This window comes from Nocardia sp. NPDC004278 (genome assembly GCF_053602975.1).
In genome coordinates, this window is sequence record NZ_JBSGEQ010000010.1 from 231,323 (window position 1) to 251,391 (window position 20,069).

At 65.5% G+C, this 20,069-nt stretch carries 21 protein-coding genes; 16 read left to right on the forward strand and 5 right to left on the reverse strand.

Annotation, left to right across the window (positions count from 1 at the left end):
• Position 1 precedes the first annotated feature (1 nt).
• Positions 2 to 550, forward strand: coding sequence for an HNH endonuclease (locus ACWEO2_RS18405; protein WP_452406406.1), 549 nt, complete (start codon positions 2 to 4; stop codon positions 548 to 550).
• A 243-nt stretch (positions 551 to 793) separates the two neighbouring features.
• On the opposite strand, the gene ACWEO2_RS18410 is transcribed toward ACWEO2_RS18405, so the two are convergent.
• Positions 794 to 1,417, reverse strand: coding sequence for a TetR/AcrR family transcriptional regulator (locus tag ACWEO2_RS18410; protein ID WP_452406407.1), 624 nt, complete (start codon positions 1,415 to 1,417; stop codon positions 794 to 796).
• A gap of 157 nt (positions 1,418 to 1,574) precedes the next feature.
• On the opposite strand from ACWEO2_RS18410, the gene ACWEO2_RS18415 reads away from it, so the two are divergent.
• Positions 1,575 to 2,969: an MFS transporter gene (locus ACWEO2_RS18415; protein WP_452406408.1), complete on the forward strand. Its 1,395-nt coding sequence runs from the start codon at positions 1,575 to 1,577 to the stop codon at positions 2,967 to 2,969.
• The gene (locus tag ACWEO2_RS18420) at positions 2,966 to 4,204 is read left to right on the forward strand and encodes an FAD-dependent monooxygenase (protein WP_452406409.1); all 1,239 of its coding nucleotides are present in this window, start codon (positions 2,966 to 2,968) and stop codon (positions 4,202 to 4,204) included. The genes ACWEO2_RS18415 and ACWEO2_RS18420 overlap by 4 nt, the downstream gene beginning before the upstream one ends.
• Before the next feature lie 341 nt (positions 4,205 to 4,545).
• Here ACWEO2_RS18420 and ACWEO2_RS18425 read toward each other — a convergent pair whose 3' ends face one another.
• A complete protein-coding gene (locus ACWEO2_RS18425) occupies positions 4,546 to 5,679 on the reverse strand; it encodes an FAD-dependent oxidoreductase (RefSeq protein ID WP_452406410.1) in 1,134 nt (377 codons plus the stop codon).
• A gap of 110 nt (positions 5,680 to 5,789) precedes the next feature.
• Here ACWEO2_RS18425 and ACWEO2_RS18430 point away from each other — a divergent pair, with 110 nt between their 5' ends.
• The 5 genes from ACWEO2_RS18430 to ACWEO2_RS18450 all read left to right on the forward strand — a co-directional run bounded on the left by ACWEO2_RS18430 (position 5,790) and on the right by ACWEO2_RS18450 (position 9,627).
• Positions 5,790 to 6,476 (forward strand): TetR/AcrR family transcriptional regulator, encoded by a 687-nt coding sequence (locus tag ACWEO2_RS18430; RefSeq protein WP_452406411.1) that lies wholly within the window; start codon positions 5,790 to 5,792, stop codon positions 6,474 to 6,476.
• Positions 6,473 to 6,598: a hypothetical protein gene (locus tag ACWEO2_RS18435; protein WP_452406445.1), complete on the forward strand. Its 126-nt coding sequence runs from the start codon at positions 6,473 to 6,475 to the stop codon at positions 6,596 to 6,598. Before ACWEO2_RS18430 ends, ACWEO2_RS18435 begins: the two co-directional genes overlap by 4 nt.
• Positions 6,549 to 7,109 carry a class I SAM-dependent methyltransferase gene (locus ACWEO2_RS18440; RefSeq protein ID WP_452406412.1) on the forward strand — a complete coding sequence of 187 codons (561 nt, stop codon included), beginning with the start codon at positions 6,549 to 6,551 and terminating at the stop codon, positions 7,107 to 7,109. The genes ACWEO2_RS18435 and ACWEO2_RS18440 overlap by 50 nt, the downstream gene beginning before the upstream one ends.
• A 94-nt stretch (positions 7,110 to 7,203) precedes the next feature.
• The gene (locus ACWEO2_RS18445) at positions 7,204 to 8,199 is read left to right on the forward strand and encodes an IS110 family transposase (RefSeq protein WP_452406413.1); all 996 of its coding nucleotides are present in this window, start codon (positions 7,204 to 7,206) and stop codon (positions 8,197 to 8,199) included.
• 834 nt (positions 8,200 to 9,033) lie between these two features.
• A complete protein-coding gene (locus ACWEO2_RS18450; RefSeq protein ID WP_452406439.1) occupies positions 9,034 to 9,627 on the forward strand; it encodes a DUF6461 domain-containing protein in 594 nt (197 codons plus the stop codon).
• A gap of 696 nt (positions 9,628 to 10,323) precedes the next feature.
• Here the strand turns inward: ACWEO2_RS18450 and ACWEO2_RS18455 are convergent.
• Entirely contained in the window at positions 10,324 to 10,689 is a 366-nt protein-coding gene (locus ACWEO2_RS18455; protein ID WP_452406414.1) for a hypothetical protein, read from the reverse strand.
• Between the two features lie 203 nt (positions 10,690 to 10,892).
• On the opposite strand from ACWEO2_RS18455, the gene ACWEO2_RS18460 reads away from it, so the two are divergent.
• The 5 genes from ACWEO2_RS18460 to ACWEO2_RS18480 all read left to right on the forward strand — a co-directional run bounded on the left by ACWEO2_RS18460 (position 10,893) and on the right by ACWEO2_RS18480 (position 15,195).
• Entirely contained in the window at positions 10,893 to 11,492 is a 600-nt protein-coding gene (locus ACWEO2_RS18460; protein WP_452406440.1) for an alpha/beta hydrolase family esterase, read from the forward strand.
• Positions 11,493 to 11,570: 78 nt separating this feature from the next.
• Entirely contained in the window at positions 11,571 to 13,130 is a 1,560-nt protein-coding gene (locus ACWEO2_RS18465) for an AMP-binding protein (protein ID WP_452406415.1), read from the forward strand.
• Positions 13,131 to 13,257: 127 nt separating this feature from the next.
• A complete protein-coding gene (locus ACWEO2_RS18470; RefSeq protein ID WP_452406441.1) occupies positions 13,258 to 13,806 on the forward strand; it encodes a transposase in 549 nt (182 codons plus the stop codon).
• Between the two features lie 595 nt (positions 13,807 to 14,401).
• Positions 14,402 to 14,950: an IS110 family transposase gene (locus ACWEO2_RS18475; protein ID WP_452406442.1), complete on the forward strand. Its 549-nt coding sequence runs from the start codon at positions 14,402 to 14,404 to the stop codon at positions 14,948 to 14,950.
• The gene (locus ACWEO2_RS18480) at positions 14,947 to 15,195 is read left to right on the forward strand and encodes an IS110 family transposase (RefSeq protein ID WP_452406416.1); all 249 of its coding nucleotides are present in this window, start codon (positions 14,947 to 14,949) and stop codon (positions 15,193 to 15,195) included. Before ACWEO2_RS18475 ends, ACWEO2_RS18480 begins: the two co-directional genes overlap by 4 nt.
• A gap of 86 nt (positions 15,196 to 15,281) precedes the next feature.
• Here ACWEO2_RS18480 and ACWEO2_RS18485 read toward each other — a convergent pair whose 3' ends face one another.
• Positions 15,282 to 15,491, reverse strand: coding sequence for a hypothetical protein (locus ACWEO2_RS18485; protein WP_452406417.1), 210 nt, complete (start codon positions 15,489 to 15,491; stop codon positions 15,282 to 15,284).
• A 607-nt stretch (positions 15,492 to 16,098) separates the two neighbouring features.
• Between ACWEO2_RS18485 and ACWEO2_RS18490 the strand changes: the two genes are divergently transcribed.
• The 3 genes from ACWEO2_RS18490 to ACWEO2_RS18500 all read left to right on the forward strand — a co-directional run bounded on the left by ACWEO2_RS18490 (position 16,099) and on the right by ACWEO2_RS18500 (position 19,180).
• Positions 16,099 to 17,130, forward strand: a complete 1,032-nt coding sequence (locus tag ACWEO2_RS18490; protein WP_452406418.1) for a tyrosine-type recombinase/integrase — start codon at positions 16,099 to 16,101, stop codon at positions 17,128 to 17,130.
• Positions 17,127 to 17,462 (forward strand): helix-turn-helix domain-containing protein, encoded by a 336-nt coding sequence (locus tag ACWEO2_RS18495; protein ID WP_452406419.1) that lies wholly within the window; start codon positions 17,127 to 17,129, stop codon positions 17,460 to 17,462. The genes ACWEO2_RS18490 and ACWEO2_RS18495 overlap by 4 nt, the downstream gene beginning before the upstream one ends.
• A 284-nt stretch (positions 17,463 to 17,746) precedes the next feature.
• Positions 17,747 to 19,180, forward strand: a complete 1,434-nt coding sequence (locus ACWEO2_RS18500; protein WP_452406420.1) for a hypothetical protein — start codon at positions 17,747 to 17,749, stop codon at positions 19,178 to 19,180.
• 211 nt (positions 19,181 to 19,391) lie between these two features.
• Here ACWEO2_RS18500 and ACWEO2_RS18505 read toward each other — a convergent pair whose 3' ends face one another.
• Positions 19,392 to 20,021 carry a TetR/AcrR family transcriptional regulator gene (locus ACWEO2_RS18505; protein WP_452406421.1) on the reverse strand — a complete coding sequence of 210 codons (630 nt, stop codon included), beginning with the start codon at positions 20,019 to 20,021 and terminating at the stop codon, positions 19,392 to 19,394.
• Positions 20,022 to 20,069: the final 48 nt, after the last annotated feature.

Genomic DNA, 20,069 nt, shown 5'->3' on the forward strand with positions numbered 1-20,069 from the left:
ATTGAGCGGCAAGGAGCTTCGCGCACTGTGTGTGAAGGACAGTTCCCAGAACAGCTTCCGTGAGCTGGATTGGAACAAGTTCCGCGCTGCGGTGAATGAACGCATGGGCGGTGACTACCTGGCGCCATTGGATGTGACCGGCGAGCAGGTCCGTGGTGGTCACACCGAGCGGCCGGTTCGGGTTCGCTTGGGGCAAGCGGTATTTCGAAACAAACTGCTGCGGGCCTATGGGCCACGCTGTGCGTTCACCGGAGACCTGCACGCCAGTGTGCTCGACGCATGCCACCTCTACATCTACGCCAAAGTCGGCAAGCATCACGAACACGGAGGAATCGTGCTGCGCCGCGATCTACACACCCTCTTCGACCGAGGCGACCTGGCGGTCGATAGCGATGATCTGATCGACGTCGCCGAGCCATTCCAGGCATTCTCGATTTACCGTGAGCTGCACCGGAAACCGTTGGCGATCGATGTCAACGACAAGCAGCGGGAATGGCTCGAAATGCACTGGACCCTGCACCGCAAACAGACCCGTCAACCAGGTAGCTGAGCGTCTGATCGGCAATCCGGCTCAATCGGACTGCACCGGTCACAGGACTGCGGCAGCGCATCAGATCGTGGACGTGCCCCAAGGACCGGCGGTGTTGTACGGGCTACCGGCATTCCAGCGATACCGGACCGAACTCGAGGCTCGGTGCGACGAGCCTCCCGTGACGACCGAACTGCGCGGGGTCGGCTCGTACCGCTTTAACTAGTGTCCCGCGCCCTGGGGCGTGGAACATCCACGCACGCCCTACTCGGCCCGGTACGCCCGGAGAAAGGTCCGCACTCCCTCGACGATGAGTGGCCGAACGCGGGAGTCCTCCACGGCATTCGCGGAACCGAACCTGTTGATCGCAACCCCGAAGGTCAGCGCGATGAACTGGTCAGCCGCGAGTCTGGCGTCGGTGACGTCGAGCAGCCCGGCCGTAGCGAAGGCGGCGAACCGCTCGGCAAGCGCCTCGTCAGGGGTGTCGGCCATAGGGTTTTCGCCTTGGCGGCCGGGTTCCGCCCGGACCAGTCGTTGCAACGTTGCGTACTCCGCCGAGCCGAGCATGTCGTCCGCAATGCGCATCGAGAATGTGACCAGAACGTCCTCGAGGTCGGCGGCGTCGGTGTGGTCGGTGAGGGTGTCGTCGAGGATGCGCCGGACCGTGGTGATCAGTGACTGGCCGACGGCATCGACGACTGCTTGCAGCAGCGTCTGCTTGTCGCCGAAGTAGTCGTAGACCGTCCGCTTGGACACCTCGGCCCGGGCGGCGACCGCGTCGAGGCTGGACCGGTCGAATCCGTCGGCCAGAAACAGTTCTCGGGCCGCGGAGAGGATGGCGGCCCGCTTCTGCGTGGACCCCTCGCGCAGTGTCTTCGTGGTCGGCATGGCCATATCTTAGCTCGACTACACTGCACGGTGTAGTGTAATCTTCGGTCAAGACCCGTGCAGCACATGCGCACCCGCTCCGTCCAGCGGAGCCACCTCGGGTACCGCTTCCCCGGGTTCACCAATGGCCGCTATGTCCGCGAGGAAAAGGACGTTCATGACCACAACCCTGGCTCCCCCGGTCCGCATCGGGAAAGCCGCTGTCGGGGCCCTCGGCATGCTGGCAACCGCCACCGGGGCCCTCGAGTCGGTAGTGACACCGACGCTCCCGCTGTTGCAACGCGAATTATCGATAAGTCCTGCTCGCGGGGCCCTACTCAGCATCACAATGCTCATCACCGGCGCTCTCGTCACGCCCGTCGCGGGCAACCTCGGTGACCGTTACGGCGCGAAATGGGTCATGCTCCGGCTGATGGCGGTGGTCTCGGCCGGTGGTCTGGTGTCCGCGCTGGCACCGAACCTGCCGGTGCTGCTGCTCGGTCAGGTACTGGAGGGCGCGATGGTCGGCGCGATGCCACTCTCGTTCATCCTGGTACGCAAGCACCTCCCAACGGGAGAGTCCCAGGTGGCCATCGGGGTGGTCAGCGGGCTGTTCGTGGGCGGCGGCATGCTGGGGACGCTGATGGCCGGGCCCATCGCGGAAGGGCTGTCCCGGCACTGGATGTTCGCGATACCGACGATCGCGATCGTCGTGGCGACCCTGTTCGTCCACCAGCTGATGCCGAACGATCCGCCAGCCCGATCGGATGCCAGGATGGACTGGCCCGGCCTGGTTCTCCTGAGCGGCGTTTTGCTGACGCTCATGTTCGGGCTCTCGATGGCGCCCAGCGCCGGCAGCCGGCCACTCGCGCTCGGCGCCCTCGTCGTACTCTTGGCCCTGCTCGTGACCGGATGGATCTTTGTCGAACGCCGGTCACCCTCGCCGATGGTCGATCTGCACCTGCTGGCGCAGCCTGCGATGTGGAGCTCCTATGCGATCACATTCGCCGTCTGCGTGGGTACCTCGGTATCGATGTATCTCGTTCCGCAACTGTTCGCGGTGTCCGCCGGCGAGTACGGCTTCGGGGCCAGCTCCACCGACATCGGGCGGTACCTTTTGCCCGGCGCCGTCGCGGCGGCGATCAGCGGGCCGCTCGGCGGGGTCGCGGCGCGACGTTTCGGCTCGAGTGCCGTGGTCGCTGCCGGAATCGGCGTCATGGCGGCCACGTTGGTCGCCCTGGCGTTCCTGCACACCGAGGTCTGGCACCTCATTATCGGCAAGGCGCTGATCGCCCTGGCCAGTGGTGTCTGCATCACGGCGATGGTCGTCAAGACCGCCACCTCTGTCGATCACGGCAACACCGGCATCGCCACCAGCCTGGTCCTGGTGACCCGCGTGATCGGCTTCGCCGTAGGCGCACAGGTCAGCGGTGCCATCCTCACCGCCGGGACCCACCCCGGGATGGAAGACCCGGCCGAATCGGCGTTCATCACCGGCTTCGTCATCGCAGGCGCCGTCACAGCGCTGTCCCTGCTTGTCGTCCGCACCATGCGCAAAGGAATCGAGCAATGACCCGCACCGATCTGTTGACGGATATCCGCACCACGCCGAGGCGCAAGGTCCTGATATCCGGGGCCAGCATCGCGGGTCCCGCCCTCGCGTTCTGGCTGAACCGCTACGGATACGCAGTCACGGTGGTGGAGAAGGCGGGCACACTTCGTAGCGGTGGTTACCCCATCGACGTACGCGGCACCGCACTGGAGGTCGTCCGGAGGATGGGGATCTTGCCACAACTGCAGGATGCACAAATCGACTCACGTCGGTTCACCTTCCTCGACGGGGACGCCAGCTTGGTGGCCTCGGTCAACCCGCATGCCGTCGACGGCAGTGTCGCGGGACGGGACCTCGAGGTGCGGCGCGGAGATCTGACCGACGCTCTTTACACGGCGGTCCGTGACGACGTGGAGTTCTTGTTCAACGACTCCATCCACACCCTCGACCAGTCCGACCACGGGGTCGACGTCACCTTCCGCGGGGGCAGCAGACATACGTTCGACATGGTGTTCGGCGCGGACGGTCTGCACTCACATACCCGGGAGCTCCTGTTCGGCCCCGAGGAGCAGTTCCACCGATACCTCGGGTACTGCTTCGCCGGGTTCACCATGCGCAATACCTTCGGCCTCTCCCACGAGATCATGATGTGGAACACCCCGGGCAGAGCCGCGGCTCTCTACGCCGTAGGGGACAGCGACGAAGTTCACGCCTTCCTGAACTTCGCCCACCCGGAACCACCATTCGACGCGTTCGGTACCCCAGCAGCCCAACGGGACCTGGTCGCCGCGATCTTCGCCGACGCGGGATGGGAAGTCCCGGGCATGATCGCCGCCATGCGCGACGCGGATGATCTGTTCATCGACATGGTCAGCCAGATCCGCATGCCTCGCTGGTCCAGCGGCAGAGTCGCGCTGGTGGGCGACGCCGCGTACGCACCCTCATTCCTTACCGGACAAGGCTCGAGCCTCGCGCTCGTCGGTGCGTACATGCTCGCCGGTTCCCTGGCCGACCGGGACGCCGCCGCGGGCTTCGCCGCCTACGAACACAACACCCGTGAGTTTGTCACCGTGAACCAGGAGCAGATCGGCGAGGGCGACGCCACACTCTTCCCCACCACCGCTCGAGCCCTGGAACAGCGCAACGACATGCTGCGCAATCTCACCACCATGCCCGCCACGGAGGGACGACCGGCCCACTCGGCCCTCACTCTGCCCGAATTCATGCCCAGACCGACACCTGGACGTTGCCCCTGAGACATGGCCCAGAATCCGTGCCACGACCCGATCACTGATCGACTGGGCATCGCAACCTGATGCGGTCTGCGCTGCCAGTCCCCCACGTTCACGCCAAAGTAGAGGAAGCTCAGTGCCCGACAACGTGTCCGCGAAGAAGAACTCATCCGCGCCACCGAACGCTCCAGACTCGCCGCCCTCGCCGACGTCGACACCGCGATCACTCACCACGCTGCCGACTTTCAGCTCATCACCCCGATCGGCGTGGCCCTCCGGGTTGCGGACTCGCGCGAAATGCAACGGGTATGGCGTAGACCGCCGGTAGAGCGGCGGCTTGTAGCCGCTCCGCGCTGCGCCGTGAGTCACGATTCCTGCTCGGCTCCGGTCATCAGGGCGAGCACGCTGTGGGGTGCGTCGTCATCGATCATGATCGTGTAGAAGCCGTCGTCGTCTGCTTCTACGGCGGCGGCACGGGCGTACATGCTCCGTTCGTGTTCAGCGAGCGCGGCCTCGGCATCGTCCGAGTGCGCGGCGAGTGCCCGGCCGAGCTCGGCGCCGTCCTGCATGGCCAGGTTGGCGCCTTCACCGTTCGGCGCCCGCAGGTGGGCGGCGTCGCCGAGGAGGGTCACCCCCGGTACGCGGTCCCAGCGGTGCCCGGCCGGCAGCGTGAAGATGGGGCGCAGGACCGGCGGGGTGTCGCTGTCGGTGATCAGGGCGGTGAGTTCAGGGGCCCAGCCGTCGAACTCCGTCACGACCCGCGCGGTCAGGGCTGCGGCATCGGTGGTGTCGAGGTCGGCAAACCAGTCTCGGGGCTTGCGCAGCTGCGCGTAGATGTGCAGGGTTCCGCCGCCCTCCCGATGGGCCAGCAGCCCCCGTCCCGGCGCGAGCGCGAACATCGATCCGCCACCGACCGCTTTCGCGGAAGCGGGATGGTGGGTGTCGCCGTCGAACAGAAACGTCTCGACACTGCAGACGCCGAAGTAGTCGGGGACAGCTCCGGACAGCACCGGGCGCACCCGCGACCAGGCGCCGTCGGCCCCGATGAGCAGACTCGCGACGACGGTGGTGCCGTCGGCGAAGCCCGCCTCGTGGCGGCCCTCGCCCAGGGGCCGCACGCCGATGACCTTGTGCCCCCAGCGGACGGTGCCGGCGGGCAGCGAGTCGAGCAGCAGCTGCCGCAGCGCGGCGCGCGGCACCTCGGGGCGCTGGCCGATGCCATCGTCGGGCAGGTCGAGCAGCACGCTCCCCACGTGGTCCAGGACCCGATATGCCTCGCGGCCCGGCAGGATCAGCTCGCGGAACTCCTCGGTCAAGCCCGCCACCTCCAGCGCCGCCTGACCGTTTTCGGGGTGAATGTCGAGCAGCCCGCCTTGACGACGCGCGTCCGGCGAGGGCTCCGCCTCGTAAACCGTGGCCGCGATGCCGTGCACATACAGCACGCGGGCCAGCATCAGACCGCCTAGACCTGCCCCGATGATCGTGACCGGTGTCGTCATGGTTTTCCTCCCAAGCTCGCTGGATCCTCAGCGGATCCACATTGGATCGTCACTCCAAACACGCTAACACGACATTGGATCAACGATCCATACGTGTCATACTGGCCCGCATGGCGAAGAGAGCTGCGACGGGTTCTGCGCGGAGCCCGCGGCGTACGGACGGCCTGTCCAGGGAGCTGATCGTTCAGGCCGCGACCGACCTGCTGGACGGCGGCGGCGAGTCCGCGCTGACGCTGCGCGCGCTCACGGTTCGCCTGCGCACCGGCTATGGGGCGATCTACCACCATGTCGCGGACAAGGGTGAGTTGCTCGCGGCGGCCACCGACGACATCATCACCCGCGTGCTGGCCGATGCGGTCAGCGATCCGGACCCGCGCGAAGCCCTGCGCCGCCTCGCCCTGGGCCTGTTCGACGCGATCGATGCACACCCCTGGGTCGGGGCGGAGCTCTCCCGGCAACCGTGGCGGCCCGCGCTGCTGGACTTCTACGAGAGCATCGGCAGACTGCTGAATGCCCTCGCCGTCCCCGAGCATGCGCGCTTCGACGCGGCCGGCACGCTGGTGAACTACGTCCTCGGCGTCGCCGTGCAGAACGCCGCGAACGCCCGGCTCCGAGCCGGCAGCGACACGGACCGAGCGGCCTTCCTGGACCACGCCGCCGCGCAATGGGCGCAACTGGACCCCAGCCGGTACCCGTTCGTGCACGCGGCAGTGACGCAGCTGCGCGAGCACGACGACCGCGAACAATTCCTCGTCGGAGTCGACATCTTCCTGACAGGCATCTCAACCCTGCGTTGAAGGGCCACAAGCGCCGCCGCCCCCACCGCGCATTGGCCGTCGAACAGGCGCGTAACGAGGACCGGATGTCGGGTGAGCGGATCGTGTCCAAGAACTCCTGCGCCGAGGTCTGCACGGTGTAAAGATGCGCCACCGGGTATCACCTGGCTGCGCGGCGATGCCACGGACGTACCCGAGACAGGTGCCGACCTGGCAGTCATGAGCGGGAATGTGGCGCAGGTGTTCGTGACCGACGACGAGTGGTCGGATGCCTTGAACGCTATTGGCCGAGCTCTGCGACCAGGCGGCCACGTCGTTTTCGAGACCAGACGCCCCGAACGGCGTGCCTGGGAGGACTGGGCGAGGCACACAGGGCCGGTGGTCCGCGACGTCCTCGGCATCGGACGCGTGGAGCAACGTCTCGATGTCACTGCCGTGCAACTCCCGCTTGTCTCGTTCCGGCACACCTACACCTTCGCCACGGATTACGCTGTCGTCGTGTCGGATTCGACGCTGCGGTTCCGCCACCGGGCGGAACCGAGACGTCCGGGACGCGCCCGATCGTCCCGGACGAGAGTTCGTGTTCATCGCCGAGAAGACGTCCTGAACCAGCTCCGAGGACCCACGCTATTCGGCTACTTAAGACTGGTGTGAGGGCTTGATCCCGGCCAGGATCGGGTCCTAGGTACCCGGTGGGAGGCTCCCTAAGCGGCTGCCCGCCGATCGTTTGGTGTGGCTCACTCGTGGCTTGCGTCCCACCGGGTTACCGTGGCGCTACAGCACCGATGCCGTCGGCTACGGCGAGATGCTCACCGCAGTAGGACAATTCCCAGACCGCGTGTGGGCGATCGAGGGCTGCAACGGCGTCGGCCGCCACCTCGCGCACCGGCTGGTCTACGACGGCGAAACCGTCATCGACGTCCCGGCGAAGCTGTCGGCGCAGGTGCGGGTGTTCGCCACCGGAAACGGCCGCAAGACCGACCCGGTGGATGCACACTCGGTCGCGTTGGCAGCCGTGAGATCGCCGAATCTGCGTCGGGTGCAAGCGGATCCGGAACTGGTCGCGTTGGGTCTGCTGGTCGATCGCCGCGACGAACTCGGCCGCACACGCACCGAGCTGTTGAACCGAATCCACCGGCTGTTGCTCGAGCTGGTGCCCGGCGGCGCCAAGCGGTTCCTGTCCGCTGTGCAGGCCCGCGCCCTGGCCGAAACCATCACACCGGCCGATCCCGCTGCCCGGGTTCGCCGGCGTCTGGTGCTCGAGTTGATCGACGATCTCGAGGTTATCGACCGGAAAACCAAAGGGGCGGACAAGGAACTGAAACAGTCGGTTCTCGACCGCGGCTCGACCTTGATGGACGTGTATGGAATCGGCCCGTCCAGCGCCGCCCGACTCCTCGCCGACACCGACGGCATCTACAGATTCGCCTCACGAGATCGGTTCGCGTCGTGGAACGGCACCGCGCCTTTGGCTGCCTCCTCCGGGCAGCAGCAGCGACATCGGCTCTCCCGTGCCGGGAACCGGAAAATCAACCGCGTCCTACACGTCATGGCGATTGTCGGGCTGCGCAACCCGACACCCGGCCGTGTCTACTACGACGGGAAACGAGCAGCCGGGAAAACCTCGATGGAGTCGATGCGGGCGCTCAAACGCCGATTGTCGAACGTGGTCTACAACCGGATGCGCGCTGATCAGCGGACAGGACGCGGCAAGCCCGGGAGGGCATTCGGGAACGACGACTGACTCCAGCGCGACCGGCCCTACCCCGCACACCGATCCTTCGGACAAACCACAACTCGGACCTACCGACACCCAGCCTAACGCCGGACTCCCAACCGCCTCTTGACATAAGTAGGGGAGCCTACTGAATGCCGTAGCCGAGATTGAGTTCAACGACTATACAGCGATCGGAACAACCAGTACCGCACCAATTTCCGAGGAAGAATCGCAGACTTTGCGACTCCTGGCGAGCGAGCTCCGTCATCAGCTAGCAGAGGATGTCGGAGCTGCGAACCCTCCTCATCTCAAATGGATTCACCCGGGCCCCCTTCCCTCCGCACCGTGGTCCAGCTAGTTGGACGTGTTGCCGGTTGCATTGCCCGTTGAGCGAGATCCGGTATGCGGCTACAGGACTTCCGCTGAGGAGCCGCACCTCGAGCAATCGCCCACGACCGTAGCTGGCGTAATCGCTGCCCGACCTAACGGCCACCGATCCAGAAGTGCAATCACGCTGTCCACGCGACATGAGGTCAGGTCTGTCACCACGGGCACGCGCGTCCCGCGGCATCATCAGATGGTCTGCACCGCAGTGGATCTCACTGCTCAGATCGCCCGCCCAGCGGCACGTTGGACTTCCATCGAGTCCCCAGCCCGGCGCGTGGAACCGGCTTGTCCGCCGGAGCGGCCGTCGCTGCTAGACGACGGTCCCGCGCGGGGACGCGGCCATGGATGTCGGTGGCACATGGCAGTGTCAGCCGCTGTGACTGCTTCAGCTGATGACGACGCCTGGGTTCATGATCGTGAACTGTGTTTCCCGACCTTGATCGCGATCAACGAACCGGGGGCGTCGTGAACACCATGACCGGTGGCCTTGGGTGGATGTACGGCAGGGATCTGCCGCTGGTCAACCTCACCTTCGCGCGTCAGATCAGCGCCCAGGAGCTATTGGAGCGGATGGGCGTCGACCACAACACCGTGGCGGTGCGCGAGCAGGATGACTTCCACTACGAGCTGGGCGGCCTTCTCTACGCAGACGACGGATATGTGGTCAGCGCAGGACATTACCGAAGCTGGGCCTGGGCGTGGGAGCACGGCAGTTGGAAAGGCATCCAAGACCGAGGACTGGTGCTGCGCGCCTCAGTCGGAACCGCGGCACTGGAGCTGCACGCCAGCGAGAAACCGGGAGAGGTGTTCCGGTACGCCGAGGACGGCCGCCTCATCACCGGACTCGACACCACGAACAGCTTCGCACGGACAGGCAGCGACCCGCACCGCTTCGACACCGAGATGCAGGCCCTCGGCGCCCGACCCGAAGAAGACGAATACGGTCCCTTGGGGTCCCTCGGAATGTTCTACAGGCTTGCAGAGAACCTCGGCGTCGGGGTGCCTCTGGATGACCTCAACAACCGTCCCGTCCTCAGCGGCCGGCTCCTGCCCCCAGCCTCGCGGTAGCTGCCGAGTCACCCAAACACGCGTGCCGGCGTTTCGTGTGATGCAGACGAACCATCACATAATCGGTATGAGCGCGCACTTCAGCCCACTGAAGTCAGCTAGCTAGATGCGGCCGGAGACCCGGCCTTCACACGGTGTCCGCGGCGATTGGGCAGAAGTCGTGTGCAGAGGTTTTCGGCTTCGGAACTTGGGCCAGGTCCTGAACAGAGCATCTGACGTGTCGATATTGGATCCCAAGGGGGTCGAATTCCGAAAAGCGCACATGCACAGGAACATGACGCGATCAGATGCGGGGCTGACCACTTCTCGGGATACGGCCAAACACTCCCGACACCGGAAAGCACAGCCTTAATCGGCCGGTGAGGTCGTGACCTGTCGACGTCGACGAAATCTGAAGTCCCCCATGGGCGTGCCCACTCGATCCGCCGTTTGTGTGTCATGGATACTGTCCAGCCGAAGGTGGAACCATGCATATCGAATCAGTCGCCCGACAGCGCGAAACCAGCTGGTGCCTGTCAGGACGGACCGATCGCGTGTCAGCCTAGCTATCAAGCGAATTCACTTCGCAAACGTCACCGTACTACCCGCGCCTGCACTCATTCATTGGCGGCCTGCGTCGCGACCAGGAGGTCGATCTCCAAGGTTCTTCTCCACCGGATTCGAGCGTTGACACCCGTCGGCGACGTCTCGATGGGGTCAGTTTTCGAAAACGAGCCCCGGCCGCATGTCGTCTCCCACTGGTCGGATCAGGCATGTCAGGAACCTGGGTAGCCCGTGGGGTAGTCGTATGCAGTAAAGCTCAACGAGTTGCCAATCATGTTCAAGGGTGAGCAGCCGAACGACCGATCGGGCCGATTTGATGCGGTCTTTCACTAGGTCCAACAGCGGTGTGAGGTAGTACCCAAGATCGTCGGGGTGGATGAGATGCGTTGTGGTCAAGTTGAATTCTTTGCGATCCGCCGACGGGTCGGTGCCACGGGATGCTGGGTGATGCCGCCAGGCGATGCTGGTCAGCGGCGGCGTCAGCCACTCGACAATCTGGAGGGTTTCGGTGTCGATCAATGCGATGGTTCCGCCTCGTTCGATCCCGGCACCTACGTCCCGACGCCGCACTGGTGATGGTTCTGCACGGCACCCTCCAAACCGGCGATTCCATCCGCGAGTTTGCTGCCGGAGCCTTCGACTCTCTCGTGGAGTCGGGTGGCGCAATCGTGGCCTACCCCGACGCTGTTCAGCGGGAATGGAACGGGGCGCGCAAAGCAACCATGCTCGCCCGCAATGTGAAGAACATCGATGACGTCGGTTTCCTCGGCGCTCTGGTCGACGAGGTCTCGTCGGCCTGGTCGATCGATCGGCACCGGGTGTACGCAGTCGGATTCTCACTCGGCGGGCAGATGACGATTCGGCTGCTGCACGACGCGCCCGAACTGCTCGCGGGAGCGGCACTTATCGCAAGTAACCAGCCCGCTGGGGAAAATCTCACGACATCATCTCGACCACCGCTGGCAGTGCGAGTGGTCCTTATCCATGGCACCGACGACCCTCTCGCGCCCTACAGCGGTGGCTACGTCAGCTTCCGGGGATGGTTTCCCGAGGGGCCACACTTATCGGCAGCGCAAACGGCGGCGTACTTCGCCCACCGTAACGGGATCACCGTGCCGCCGTCATTTCACTGGATAAACGCCCGGCACGACCGCGGGCGAGGGGCGGGTATGTCGGACCGACTATCGAGAATCCGGTCTCGCACCAGTCACCCTCTACACCGTCGTCGGTGGCGGACATCAGATTCCTGGTGCCTCGACCGGGATGCGATGGGTTTGCGGCAATCCTGTCTCGGGCTTCGACGCTACCGGCGCGACCGCTGACTTCTTCGACCTCACTCCCGGCTGAGTCAGCAGCAGTGCAAGCCGCAACTTGCCGCCGGTAGTGGCACACTGCGGCTCATGGATGACGTCTCGCCGAACGACCCGACGAACCCCACCATCGCCTGCGGAACCCGGACCCGCAATCAGCACGACGCCCACAATCGGGCCGGCCGACTCGCCGCCGCCCTCGTCGCCGAAGGTACCAACCGCGGCGACCGCGTCGCGGTCATGCTGCGCAACGACATCGAGTTCCTGGAGACTTCTCTCGCGATCGCCGCATGCGGAGCAAATCCCGTCCCGATCAACACCCGGTGGCAGGGACCAGAGGTCGCCCACGTCCTTACCGACAGCCGCGCGCGAGTCATCATCGCCCACACCGAATTCATCGACACGATCGAACAAGCAATCGCCCGATCCGGCGTCGACGCACACATCATCGAAGTCGCCATGCCGGTCGAACTCCTTGACGAGGCCGGCCTCGACCGGGCGCTCGCGCAGCCGACGCACCGCCACTGCACCCTCGAGGAGCGGATCAGCGATCACCTCGAACCTCTGGGCTACCTCGAGGGAGCCATCGCGGATTCAATGGGACTGATCTACACTTCCGGAACCACCGGCACACCCAAAGGCGTTCTCCGCGAACGCATGACACCGCATCAACTGCTATCCATCGCGGGCGGCACCGCCAACCGCATGGGACTCACACCCGGCGGGCAGATGCTCGTGGCCGGTCCCCTGTATCACACCAGCCCGAACGCGGTCGCGGTACTCGCGCTGCGGATGGGCACCAACATCACAATCATGCCGCGTTGGGACAGCGAGCGATTTCTCCAACTCGTCGACGAACGCCGCATCACCCAGGCCAAAGTCGTCCCAACGATGCTCTCCAGGCTCCTGTCGCTTCCTCCCGAAATCCGTAGCCGCTATGACGTTTCCAGCCTCACGCATGTGATCCACTCCGCCGCCCCCTGCCCGCCGACGGTCAAACGCGCCGCGATCGAATGGTTCGGCGATGCACTCATCGAGTTCTACGGCTGCACCGAAGCGGGCACCATCACCTGGATCACCGCCTCCGAATGGCTCGCACACCCCGGCAGTGTCGGCCGCGGCGCCGACGGCTCAACCGCCGTGGTCGTCAATGACGACCGAACCCCCTGTCCCCCAGGAGAAATCGGGCAAGTATTCGTCCGAGGAGCCGACTACTGGCCGAGTTTCACCTACCTCAACCAGGACACCGCACCCGCGGGCTCGGTCCCCGGATTCATCACCGTCGGCGACACTGGATACCTCGACCACGACGGCTACCTGTATCTCACCGGCCGCTCGAGCGAGATCATCATCTCCGGTGGCGTCAACATCTACCCCGCCGAAATCGAAGCAGCCATCGCCGCGGTCAACGGTGTCGAGGACGTCGCTGTCTTCGCCATCCCCCACCACGGAGACCTCGGCGAATCCGTTGCCGCCCATATCGTCCCACAACCCGGCACCCAGCTCACCGAAGAACACATCCGGGCGAGCCTGGCAGGACAGATCGCCAACTACAAAATTCCGGCCGATATCCGCATCGTCAGCATGCTGCCGCGTGACGACTCGGGCAAGATCTACAAACGGCAACTGCAAGCCCAATACCAGAGATGACCAAGCCCGACGACAGGCGCTTTGGGCCACTCAGCGCCATCACCGCCCGTAGCAACCTGATGTTGCCCGGGTTTCGCGGAGTCGGTTCGGATGACTTCTGGGTCACGATTTCGTCGAAGGAGAGGAGATCGCCGCCGAGCTCGAAGTCTCGGTGGCCACGCTGTACAACTGGCGCCGCCAGTACGGCGGCATGGACACTGATGCGGCCAAGGAGCTCAGGGAGCTGCGGGACCAGAACGCTCGGCTGAAGTGGTTGCTGGCCGATGCCGAGCTGAGAAGGACGCGCTGCGGGAGATCGCGAAGGGAAATTCTGAGCCCAGCCACGAAGCGGCAGGCCGTGGACATGCTCAAACAAGTTAAGGGCCTGTCGGAGCGGTTCGCCTGCAAGGTGGTTGGGCTGCACCGTGCCACGTATCGGCGGCTGCCGGTGGCGCAATCGCGACGGCGACATCTGGGATCCACACAACTTCAGCCGGCTGTGGCGCCAAGCTCGAGGCCAGAAGTTCGCGTGGGTCACTCCGAAGACCTTCCGCAAGCTGTGGTCTCCCTGGTCGCCGATCAGTACACAGCCCAGCACCTCGGCCATGCTAACGACTCGGTTCCCAAACGCCATTACATCGACCATCCCAGCGAAGCGCCCGACTTCACCGCAGCCTTGGGACGCCTCGCGGGCTGAAAGCGTGTCGTCCGACCCCTGAAACGGACAAAACCAGGGTCGAACTGATACGTTCGCCCTGGTCACAGCTCCCCCATCTGGACTCGAACCAGAAACCTGCCGATAACGAGCTATGGAAAGGCGCTGGTCACACCAAGCATTGAAGGCATTGTGCGCTTAGGGGGTCGAGTTGAAACGCACGAAATGCCCTATGTACCCAGCAGGTTCGCACACGGCCCCCAGAACCGACTCGAATCTCTGGCGAATATTTGGGGAGGGGTCGAATCCGAACGCGCGCCGCCGACCACGCCGAACAGCGGACGAACGGCACGTGATCGACACCGGCACCCCGTACCGCCAGCCTGCAGTCGATCGGTGAAACACATTGCGAGCGCACCGGCTGCTGATCGCGTGTCCGAGGCGGTCAGTGCTCGACGACGCAAAATCGGCACCCTCCAAAACCAGAACGCCGAGATGATCTCGGCCTGTTGGCCCTTCCAGACTTGGCCCCGACTGATACGAAGCGCGCGATCATCGGCATAGAAAGACGTTTAGTGCGTCGGTTTCCGGGACGTGGGGAACGTCCTCCTGATGCGCTTGTCGGGCTTGGTGTCCCATCGCAAGAGCAGGAGGACGTTCCGAGGACCTCACCACCGACAAAACCGACGAGAAAGACGCGGTGCTGATCGCGCGATTGACCGCGCAATTGCGCTGCTATGCACCCGAACCGGTCGATGAAACCTGGGGTCGGCTGCGGCATCTGGGCGCCCGTCGCGAACGACTGCTGGTCGAGGTGGTCGCGCAGATCCAGCAGATCCGCGCTCTACTCGAATGCGTGTGGCCGGCCGCGCTCGAGGCCGCCCAGCAGCCGTTCAAATCCCGGACCTGGATGGCAGCACTGCGAGTGATCTGCGGCCGCGACGGCGGCGACTTCGCCCGCACCCGCCGGTTGGGCCGAGACCGGCTCGAATGCCTCGTCCGTGGCGAGGTCACCCGCGCAGGCGCGAAGCGACCGTGCTTTCGGATCACCAGCAAACTCTTTGCGGCACTGGATGATCCGGCCGGAGTGCTCGCCCACCGGCGCGGTGCGCTGGAGCGGGTGCACTTGCTGCTCGAAGACTGGGCCGAGGCCAAGCGACGCCTGCCGACACCGAAACCCGCATGACTGGGGTGCTCGATGAGCTCCGGCTCACCGAGCTGGTCACCTCGATCGTCGGTCTGTCCGCGGTGGGGGCCGCAGCGATCCTGGCCGAAACCGGCGACCCTGCACGGTTTCCCACCGCCAGGGCAGTAGTCAAACACGCTGGTCTTGCACCCCGGGAGAAGAAATCCGGGACCTTCACCGGCCGCGCCCGGCTCACCGGAGCCGGGCGCCCTGGACTGCAGTTGGCTGCCTGGAGAGGCGTGTAGGGCACCCAACGCGCCAACCCCGTCTATGCCGCTCGCTACCGACATCTGACCACCCGAGAGGCGAACCCGCTCACTCCTACCCAGGCTCAGGCCGTGATCGCCGCGGCGATCCTGCGCCAGCTCCACGCCGTGGTCACCACCAGGCAACCCTGGAACCCGCACATCGCCACCCACGGCACCACCACAACGGAGGCCGCCATGATCTCGACCGCCGCCTGAGCAGGCGGATCGTCGAGCGGTCGGTCGGGGCGAGCCCCAGCGGCATCGAGACACCTGGTGATCTCGCCGGTAATCATGGGCAGCCCCGACCTGTCGTCACACAACCCGATTACACGCTGCCGGGATCAACCCCATTACCGCTATGCCGGGACGACGACAGACGAGGCACCGGCCGAACCGCTTGACACAAAACGACTTACGCTGATTACCGCGCGTTCGAGGAGGCGGTGAGGGCTCCCGGAGTCCGGTCCTTTCCGTCGCTATTCGTGAACATCTTCGAAGTGGTGTAGGTGGCGACACGCCACCAGGATTCGCGAAACAACTGACGTCACAGTTCGCGGACAGAACCAAGCTCAACGCGCGAGTGCTCGGCTCATCACGCGGTAGCGACCGCGGGCTCCAGGTTCGCGGCATCACCGCGTTGAACAGCTTCGGCACCACCACAGGTGTGCGGCAGAATTAGATAACCGTCTTGTTCGACGGCCCTTCGGTCTGCGTGAACGGCGGTGTCGCGCAGTGCCGCAGCCCTTCTGACCCATCCGTTGACGTCGGGGCGACGAATGAAGTTTCGTCACTCCGGTCGGCGGTTTCGCGGTTCGGGTGAAGAAATTTCATCCACGATGAACATCGAGGGGTTGGGTTGACGCTGGCGGTGGTGCGGTCGCTGCGCGAGCCGCGGGCCCGTTGTCCGAAGAGGAGCTGGCCGACTTCGAACTCGACGTGCTGTCGGAGTATGTGCTCGCGCGGGCATCGTCCGGCGTGCGCGACAGCACGATCCGGGGTGATACCACGCACCTCGAGCAGGTGCGGCAGTGGTTCGCGCGGCCGTTGTGGGAGATGGAGCCGCGTGATGCCGATCGGTATTTCGGTTCCGTACTGCGCGGGGTGTCCTCTGCTACGAGGGCGGCCCGCGCGCGGATCGTGGTGTCCTACTTCGAATTCCTGGAGATCCGGTACAAGGTCGAGCTGCACGAGCTGACCGGCCGTGTGGTCGAGTGCCCGATCGACGAAGTGAACCGGCCCCGGATGTCGGTGGACAATATGGTGCGGATTCCGCCGACCGACGCCGAGTTGGAGCGGTTGTTCACCGGGTGGCGTGAGGATCTGGTGACGTGTCGCAAGTTCGCGCCGAGCGCCCGCAACTACGTGGTGTCCCGGCTGTCGGCCGATGTCGGGTTGCGAGTCAACGAGGCATGCATGCTCGACTTGGACGACGTGCGTTGGGAGCTGGGCCGGTTCGGCAAGCTCAACGTCCGCCACGGCAAGGGCGCGTTCCGCAGCGGACCACGCCAGCGGCTGGTCCCACTGATCAATGGAGCGGATCGGGCGTTGGCCTGGTTCGTCGAGGACGTGTGGTCGCAGTTCGACGCGGACGCAACGTTGCCTCGTGCACCGCTGTTTCCGTCCGAGCGCCGACGCTCCGGCAGCGCAGGCACTCGGGTCACCAAGGACGTCGTCCGCCGCGCGCTCGGCGTCGCTGTTGATAGGCACCTTCCGACCTGGTCCGGCCGACTCACCCCGCACGTGCTGCGCCACTACTGCGCCAGCCAGCTCTACCGCGACGGCGTGGACATTCTGGCCATTCAGGAACTACTCGGACATTCGTGGATCACCACGACCATGCGGTACGTCCACCCCTACCGAACGCGGGTGGAAGACGCAGTCGCCGTGGGACACAAGCGGGCCGCCGCACGCTGGGAAGGACTGATCCGATGAAGTGGAACCTGCGCATGGTCGCCGCGAACCGCGGCATCTGGAAGGCCAGCGAACTACGCCGCCTGCTCGCCGCGCGCGGCATCGACATCAGCACCGGCAAGATGTCCGGAATGTGGTCCGGCACGCCCGCGGTATTCCGGCCGGAAGAACTCGACGCGCTCTGCGTCGTACTCGACTGCGGAATAGGCGAACTGATGACCGCCGAGCCCGACGCCGTGGCGGCACCAGCCGCGGCCGAGGAGACCGGCCGCGCGGTCGGCGAGCAGGGCGCCGGGCCGGTACGCCGGATCGTTCCCAAGCCCCGAACGGGCCGATCCCTGCCGCCTCGATGACCACCGGCACCGCACGAACCTGCGAAGGATGCGGCGGGCCGATCCCGCCGAGTCACTGCCCGCGTGGCGGCCGCCCACGCCGGTACTGCCTGACCTGCCGACCGTCGAAAAACACCGCCCGCAGGCAGGACGGTCTCACCGGTCGATACCAGGACGTTCCGTGCCCGCTCTGCGGCACTCTGGTCGACCGCAGCGACCAAAGGGCCGGACGGCAGATGGGCCGGAGCGTGGGTCCGCCCCGGATCTACTGCGAACCGTGCCGCGGTCGGCGACTCCGATTGCAGATGCACCGCGCACGCCAGCGAGCACGGAAAGCCACCACCGCCGGGCCTGCCGACACCGCCAGCACCCAGAACGCTCCGGCCTGCGCGGAATCCGATGCCTACCGCGACGGTCCGTGCATCGTATGCGGAACGCTGGTGGACCGCAGCCAGCAACGCGAAGAACACCGGCAAGGCCGCAAGACGGGACGGCCCCGGGTCTACTTCGACACCTGCTTCGGCCACAAGGCCCAAAAGCAACGACCGATCCAGCACCGCCGGGCCGAGGAGTTCCGGTTCGCCGACATCTTCAGCGAACCGATCGACGAGGCGGACCGCGAAGTCCTCGAGCGACTGTTCGACATGGCCCACGTCGGCCGCTGGAGCGTCAAGACACTGCGGCACCGAGGCGACCAGTTGCGGCGGGTGCTGGACGCCAACAGAGACGATCGGCCGATCCCGCTGAGCCGCGTGCGGGCTGAACTCGGCAGCGCCGTCCGCTCCCGCATCGTGGCCCAAGTACTCGATCAGAGCGGCCTGCTGGTCGACGACACCGTGCCGACGACCCGGCGATGGATCGACCGCCAAACCGCCAGCCTGCCGCCCGGATTCCGCGACGACGTCCGGGCCTGGCTGCTGGTGCTCCACAAGGGAGAGCCACGGGCACGGCCCCGAGCCGAAGCCACCCTGCACACCTATTTCAGCCGGGTGCACGCGCCACTGACCGAGTGGGCACACACCCGCTCACACCTGCGCGAGGTCACCAAGGAAGACGTCGCCGCAGTACTGAACCGGCTCACCGGGCACAAACGGTTCGGGACATTCGTCGCGCTGCGCTCGCTGTTCAGGTTCGCCAAGAGCCACCGCTTGATCTTCCTCGATCCAACGCGCCGACTGCACTGCGGCGCCGCTCCGCGCCGCACGCTGCTGCCCATGACCGACGACCAGGTCGACACGGTCACCGGAACGGCCGTGACACCGATGCAACGCCTCGTCGTCGCCCTGGTCGCGATATACGCCGCCCGCGCGACCCCACTGCGGCTCCTGACCCTCGACAACATCGACCTGCCGCGCCGGCGGATCCGGATCGGCGGAACCGTCCACCCGCTCACCGAGTTCGCGCACGACACGCTCACCTCCTGGCTGACCTTCCGGCAGCACCGATGGCCCGGCACGCCGAATCCTCACCTGATCGTCTCCGCCGACTCCGTACTCGGCACAGCTCCGGTCACCGACGACTACCTGACTTGGCACCTGAACCTGCTCGGCGTCCAGCTCGAACACATCCGCGGTGACCGCATTCTGCAAGAAGCGTTCTCGACCAATGCCGACCCGCTGCGCCTCGTCATCGCGTTCGGGCTCAGCGAGAAGACCGCGGTCGAATACACCGACCTCGCCCGCACCCTTATGGAACGGCCCGTCGAGGCCGCTACTCATGCCTCCGCCGAATGGGATTGACCATCCGAACGGCGGCCCAACCCTCTCCACAGCCGACGTTCTGACGTCGGTTCATGTCCTGTCTGATTGAAGATGAGGCATTGTGTTGTCTCTGCCTGCGGGTGGGATGGTCGCCGAACTGTTGGTCGCATTGATCATGAGGCAAATCGTCAAGTTGTCGAATCGATGCGTTGCCCACCCGGGGGTACTTCGTGACGGCCTTGCCGAGTCGTCAGGTCCCGGTGGGTGGCGCACTCATCGCTGCCGCCAGGAACGTGATCGCCCAGCGCTGGGTCGCCTCGCCGGCCGCTGGGGACGGGCAGACCGGGGGGCACCGGTTGTAGACCTCGACGCGGTCCACGGCCGTCACAGCGAGGATGCCCCGCATCCGGAACCACAGCTCCTCCGGGGAAAGGCCGGGCAGTGCGCGTCCGAAGGCCGCCAGGTAGCGATTACCGACCGTCTCCTGGGAGGGGCCGGTCCAGGTGCGCATTTCCTCGGCCGGGTCCCCGAAGATCATCACGATCAGCCGGGACGTGCGGGCGCCGCCCTCGTCGCCGACCGGTGTCTCGTCGAACAGCGGCCCTGCGAATGCCTTCACCAGTTCGGTGACCGTCGGGTCCGGGGACCGGGCGAGCAGTCGGTCGAGCTCGGCGCACTGCGCGGCGTTGATGGGTTCGATCACGCGGCGAACGACCTCGGCCAGGAGTTCGGCCTTCGAACCGAAGTGGTACCCGACGGCAGCCAAGTTCGCCCCGGCGAGCTCGGTGATCGCGCGGATCGAGGTGCCGTGGAAACCGCGCTCGGCGAAGATTCGTTCGGCCGCGTCGAGGATCTGGGTGCGGGTGTCCGGTGACGCCATATGTGCGTACTATACATATGTTCGAATGAAACGAACGTATGAATTAAA

Bases quoted from the DNA above. Each gene is read 5' to 3' on its own strand.
- ACWEO2_RS18410 (WP_452406407.1), bottom strand. From the start codon at position 1,417: ATGCCGACCACGAAGACACTGCGCGAGGGGTCCACGCAGAAGCGGGCC.
- ACWEO2_RS18415 (WP_452406408.1), top strand. From the start codon at position 1,575: ATGACCACAACCCTGGCTCCCCCGGTCCGCATCGGGAAAGCCGCTGTC.
- ACWEO2_RS18420 (WP_452406409.1), top strand. From the start codon at position 2,966: ATGACCCGCACCGATCTGTTGACGGATATCCGCACCACGCCGAGGCGC.
- ACWEO2_RS18425 (WP_452406410.1), bottom strand. From the start codon at position 5,679: ATGACGACACCGGTCACGATCATCGGGGCAGGTCTAGGCGGTCTGATG.
- ACWEO2_RS18430 (WP_452406411.1), top strand. From the start codon at position 5,790: ATGGCGAAGAGAGCTGCGACGGGTTCTGCGCGGAGCCCGCGGCGTACG.
- ACWEO2_RS18450 (WP_452406439.1), top strand. From the start codon at position 9,034: ATGACCGGTGGCCTTGGGTGGATGTACGGCAGGGATCTGCCGCTGGTC.
- ACWEO2_RS18460 (WP_452406440.1), top strand. From the start codon at position 10,893: ATGCTCGCCCGCAATGTGAAGAACATCGATGACGTCGGTTTCCTCGGC.
- ACWEO2_RS18465 (WP_452406415.1), top strand. From the start codon at position 11,571: ATGGATGACGTCTCGCCGAACGACCCGACGAACCCCACCATCGCCTGC.
- ACWEO2_RS18480 (WP_452406416.1), top strand. From the start codon at position 14,947: ATGACTGGGGTGCTCGATGAGCTCCGGCTCACCGAGCTGGTCACCTCG.
- ACWEO2_RS18485 (WP_452406417.1), bottom strand. From the start codon at position 15,491: ATGATTACCGGCGAGATCACCAGGTGTCTCGATGCCGCTGGGGCTCGC.
- ACWEO2_RS18495 (WP_452406419.1), top strand. From the start codon at position 17,127: ATGAAGTGGAACCTGCGCATGGTCGCCGCGAACCGCGGCATCTGGAAG.
- ACWEO2_RS18500 (WP_452406420.1), top strand. From the start codon at position 17,747: ATGCACCGCGCACGCCAGCGAGCACGGAAAGCCACCACCGCCGGGCCT.
- ACWEO2_RS18505 (WP_452406421.1), bottom strand. From the start codon at position 20,021: ATGGCGTCACCGGACACCCGCACCCAGATCCTCGACGCGGCCGAACGA.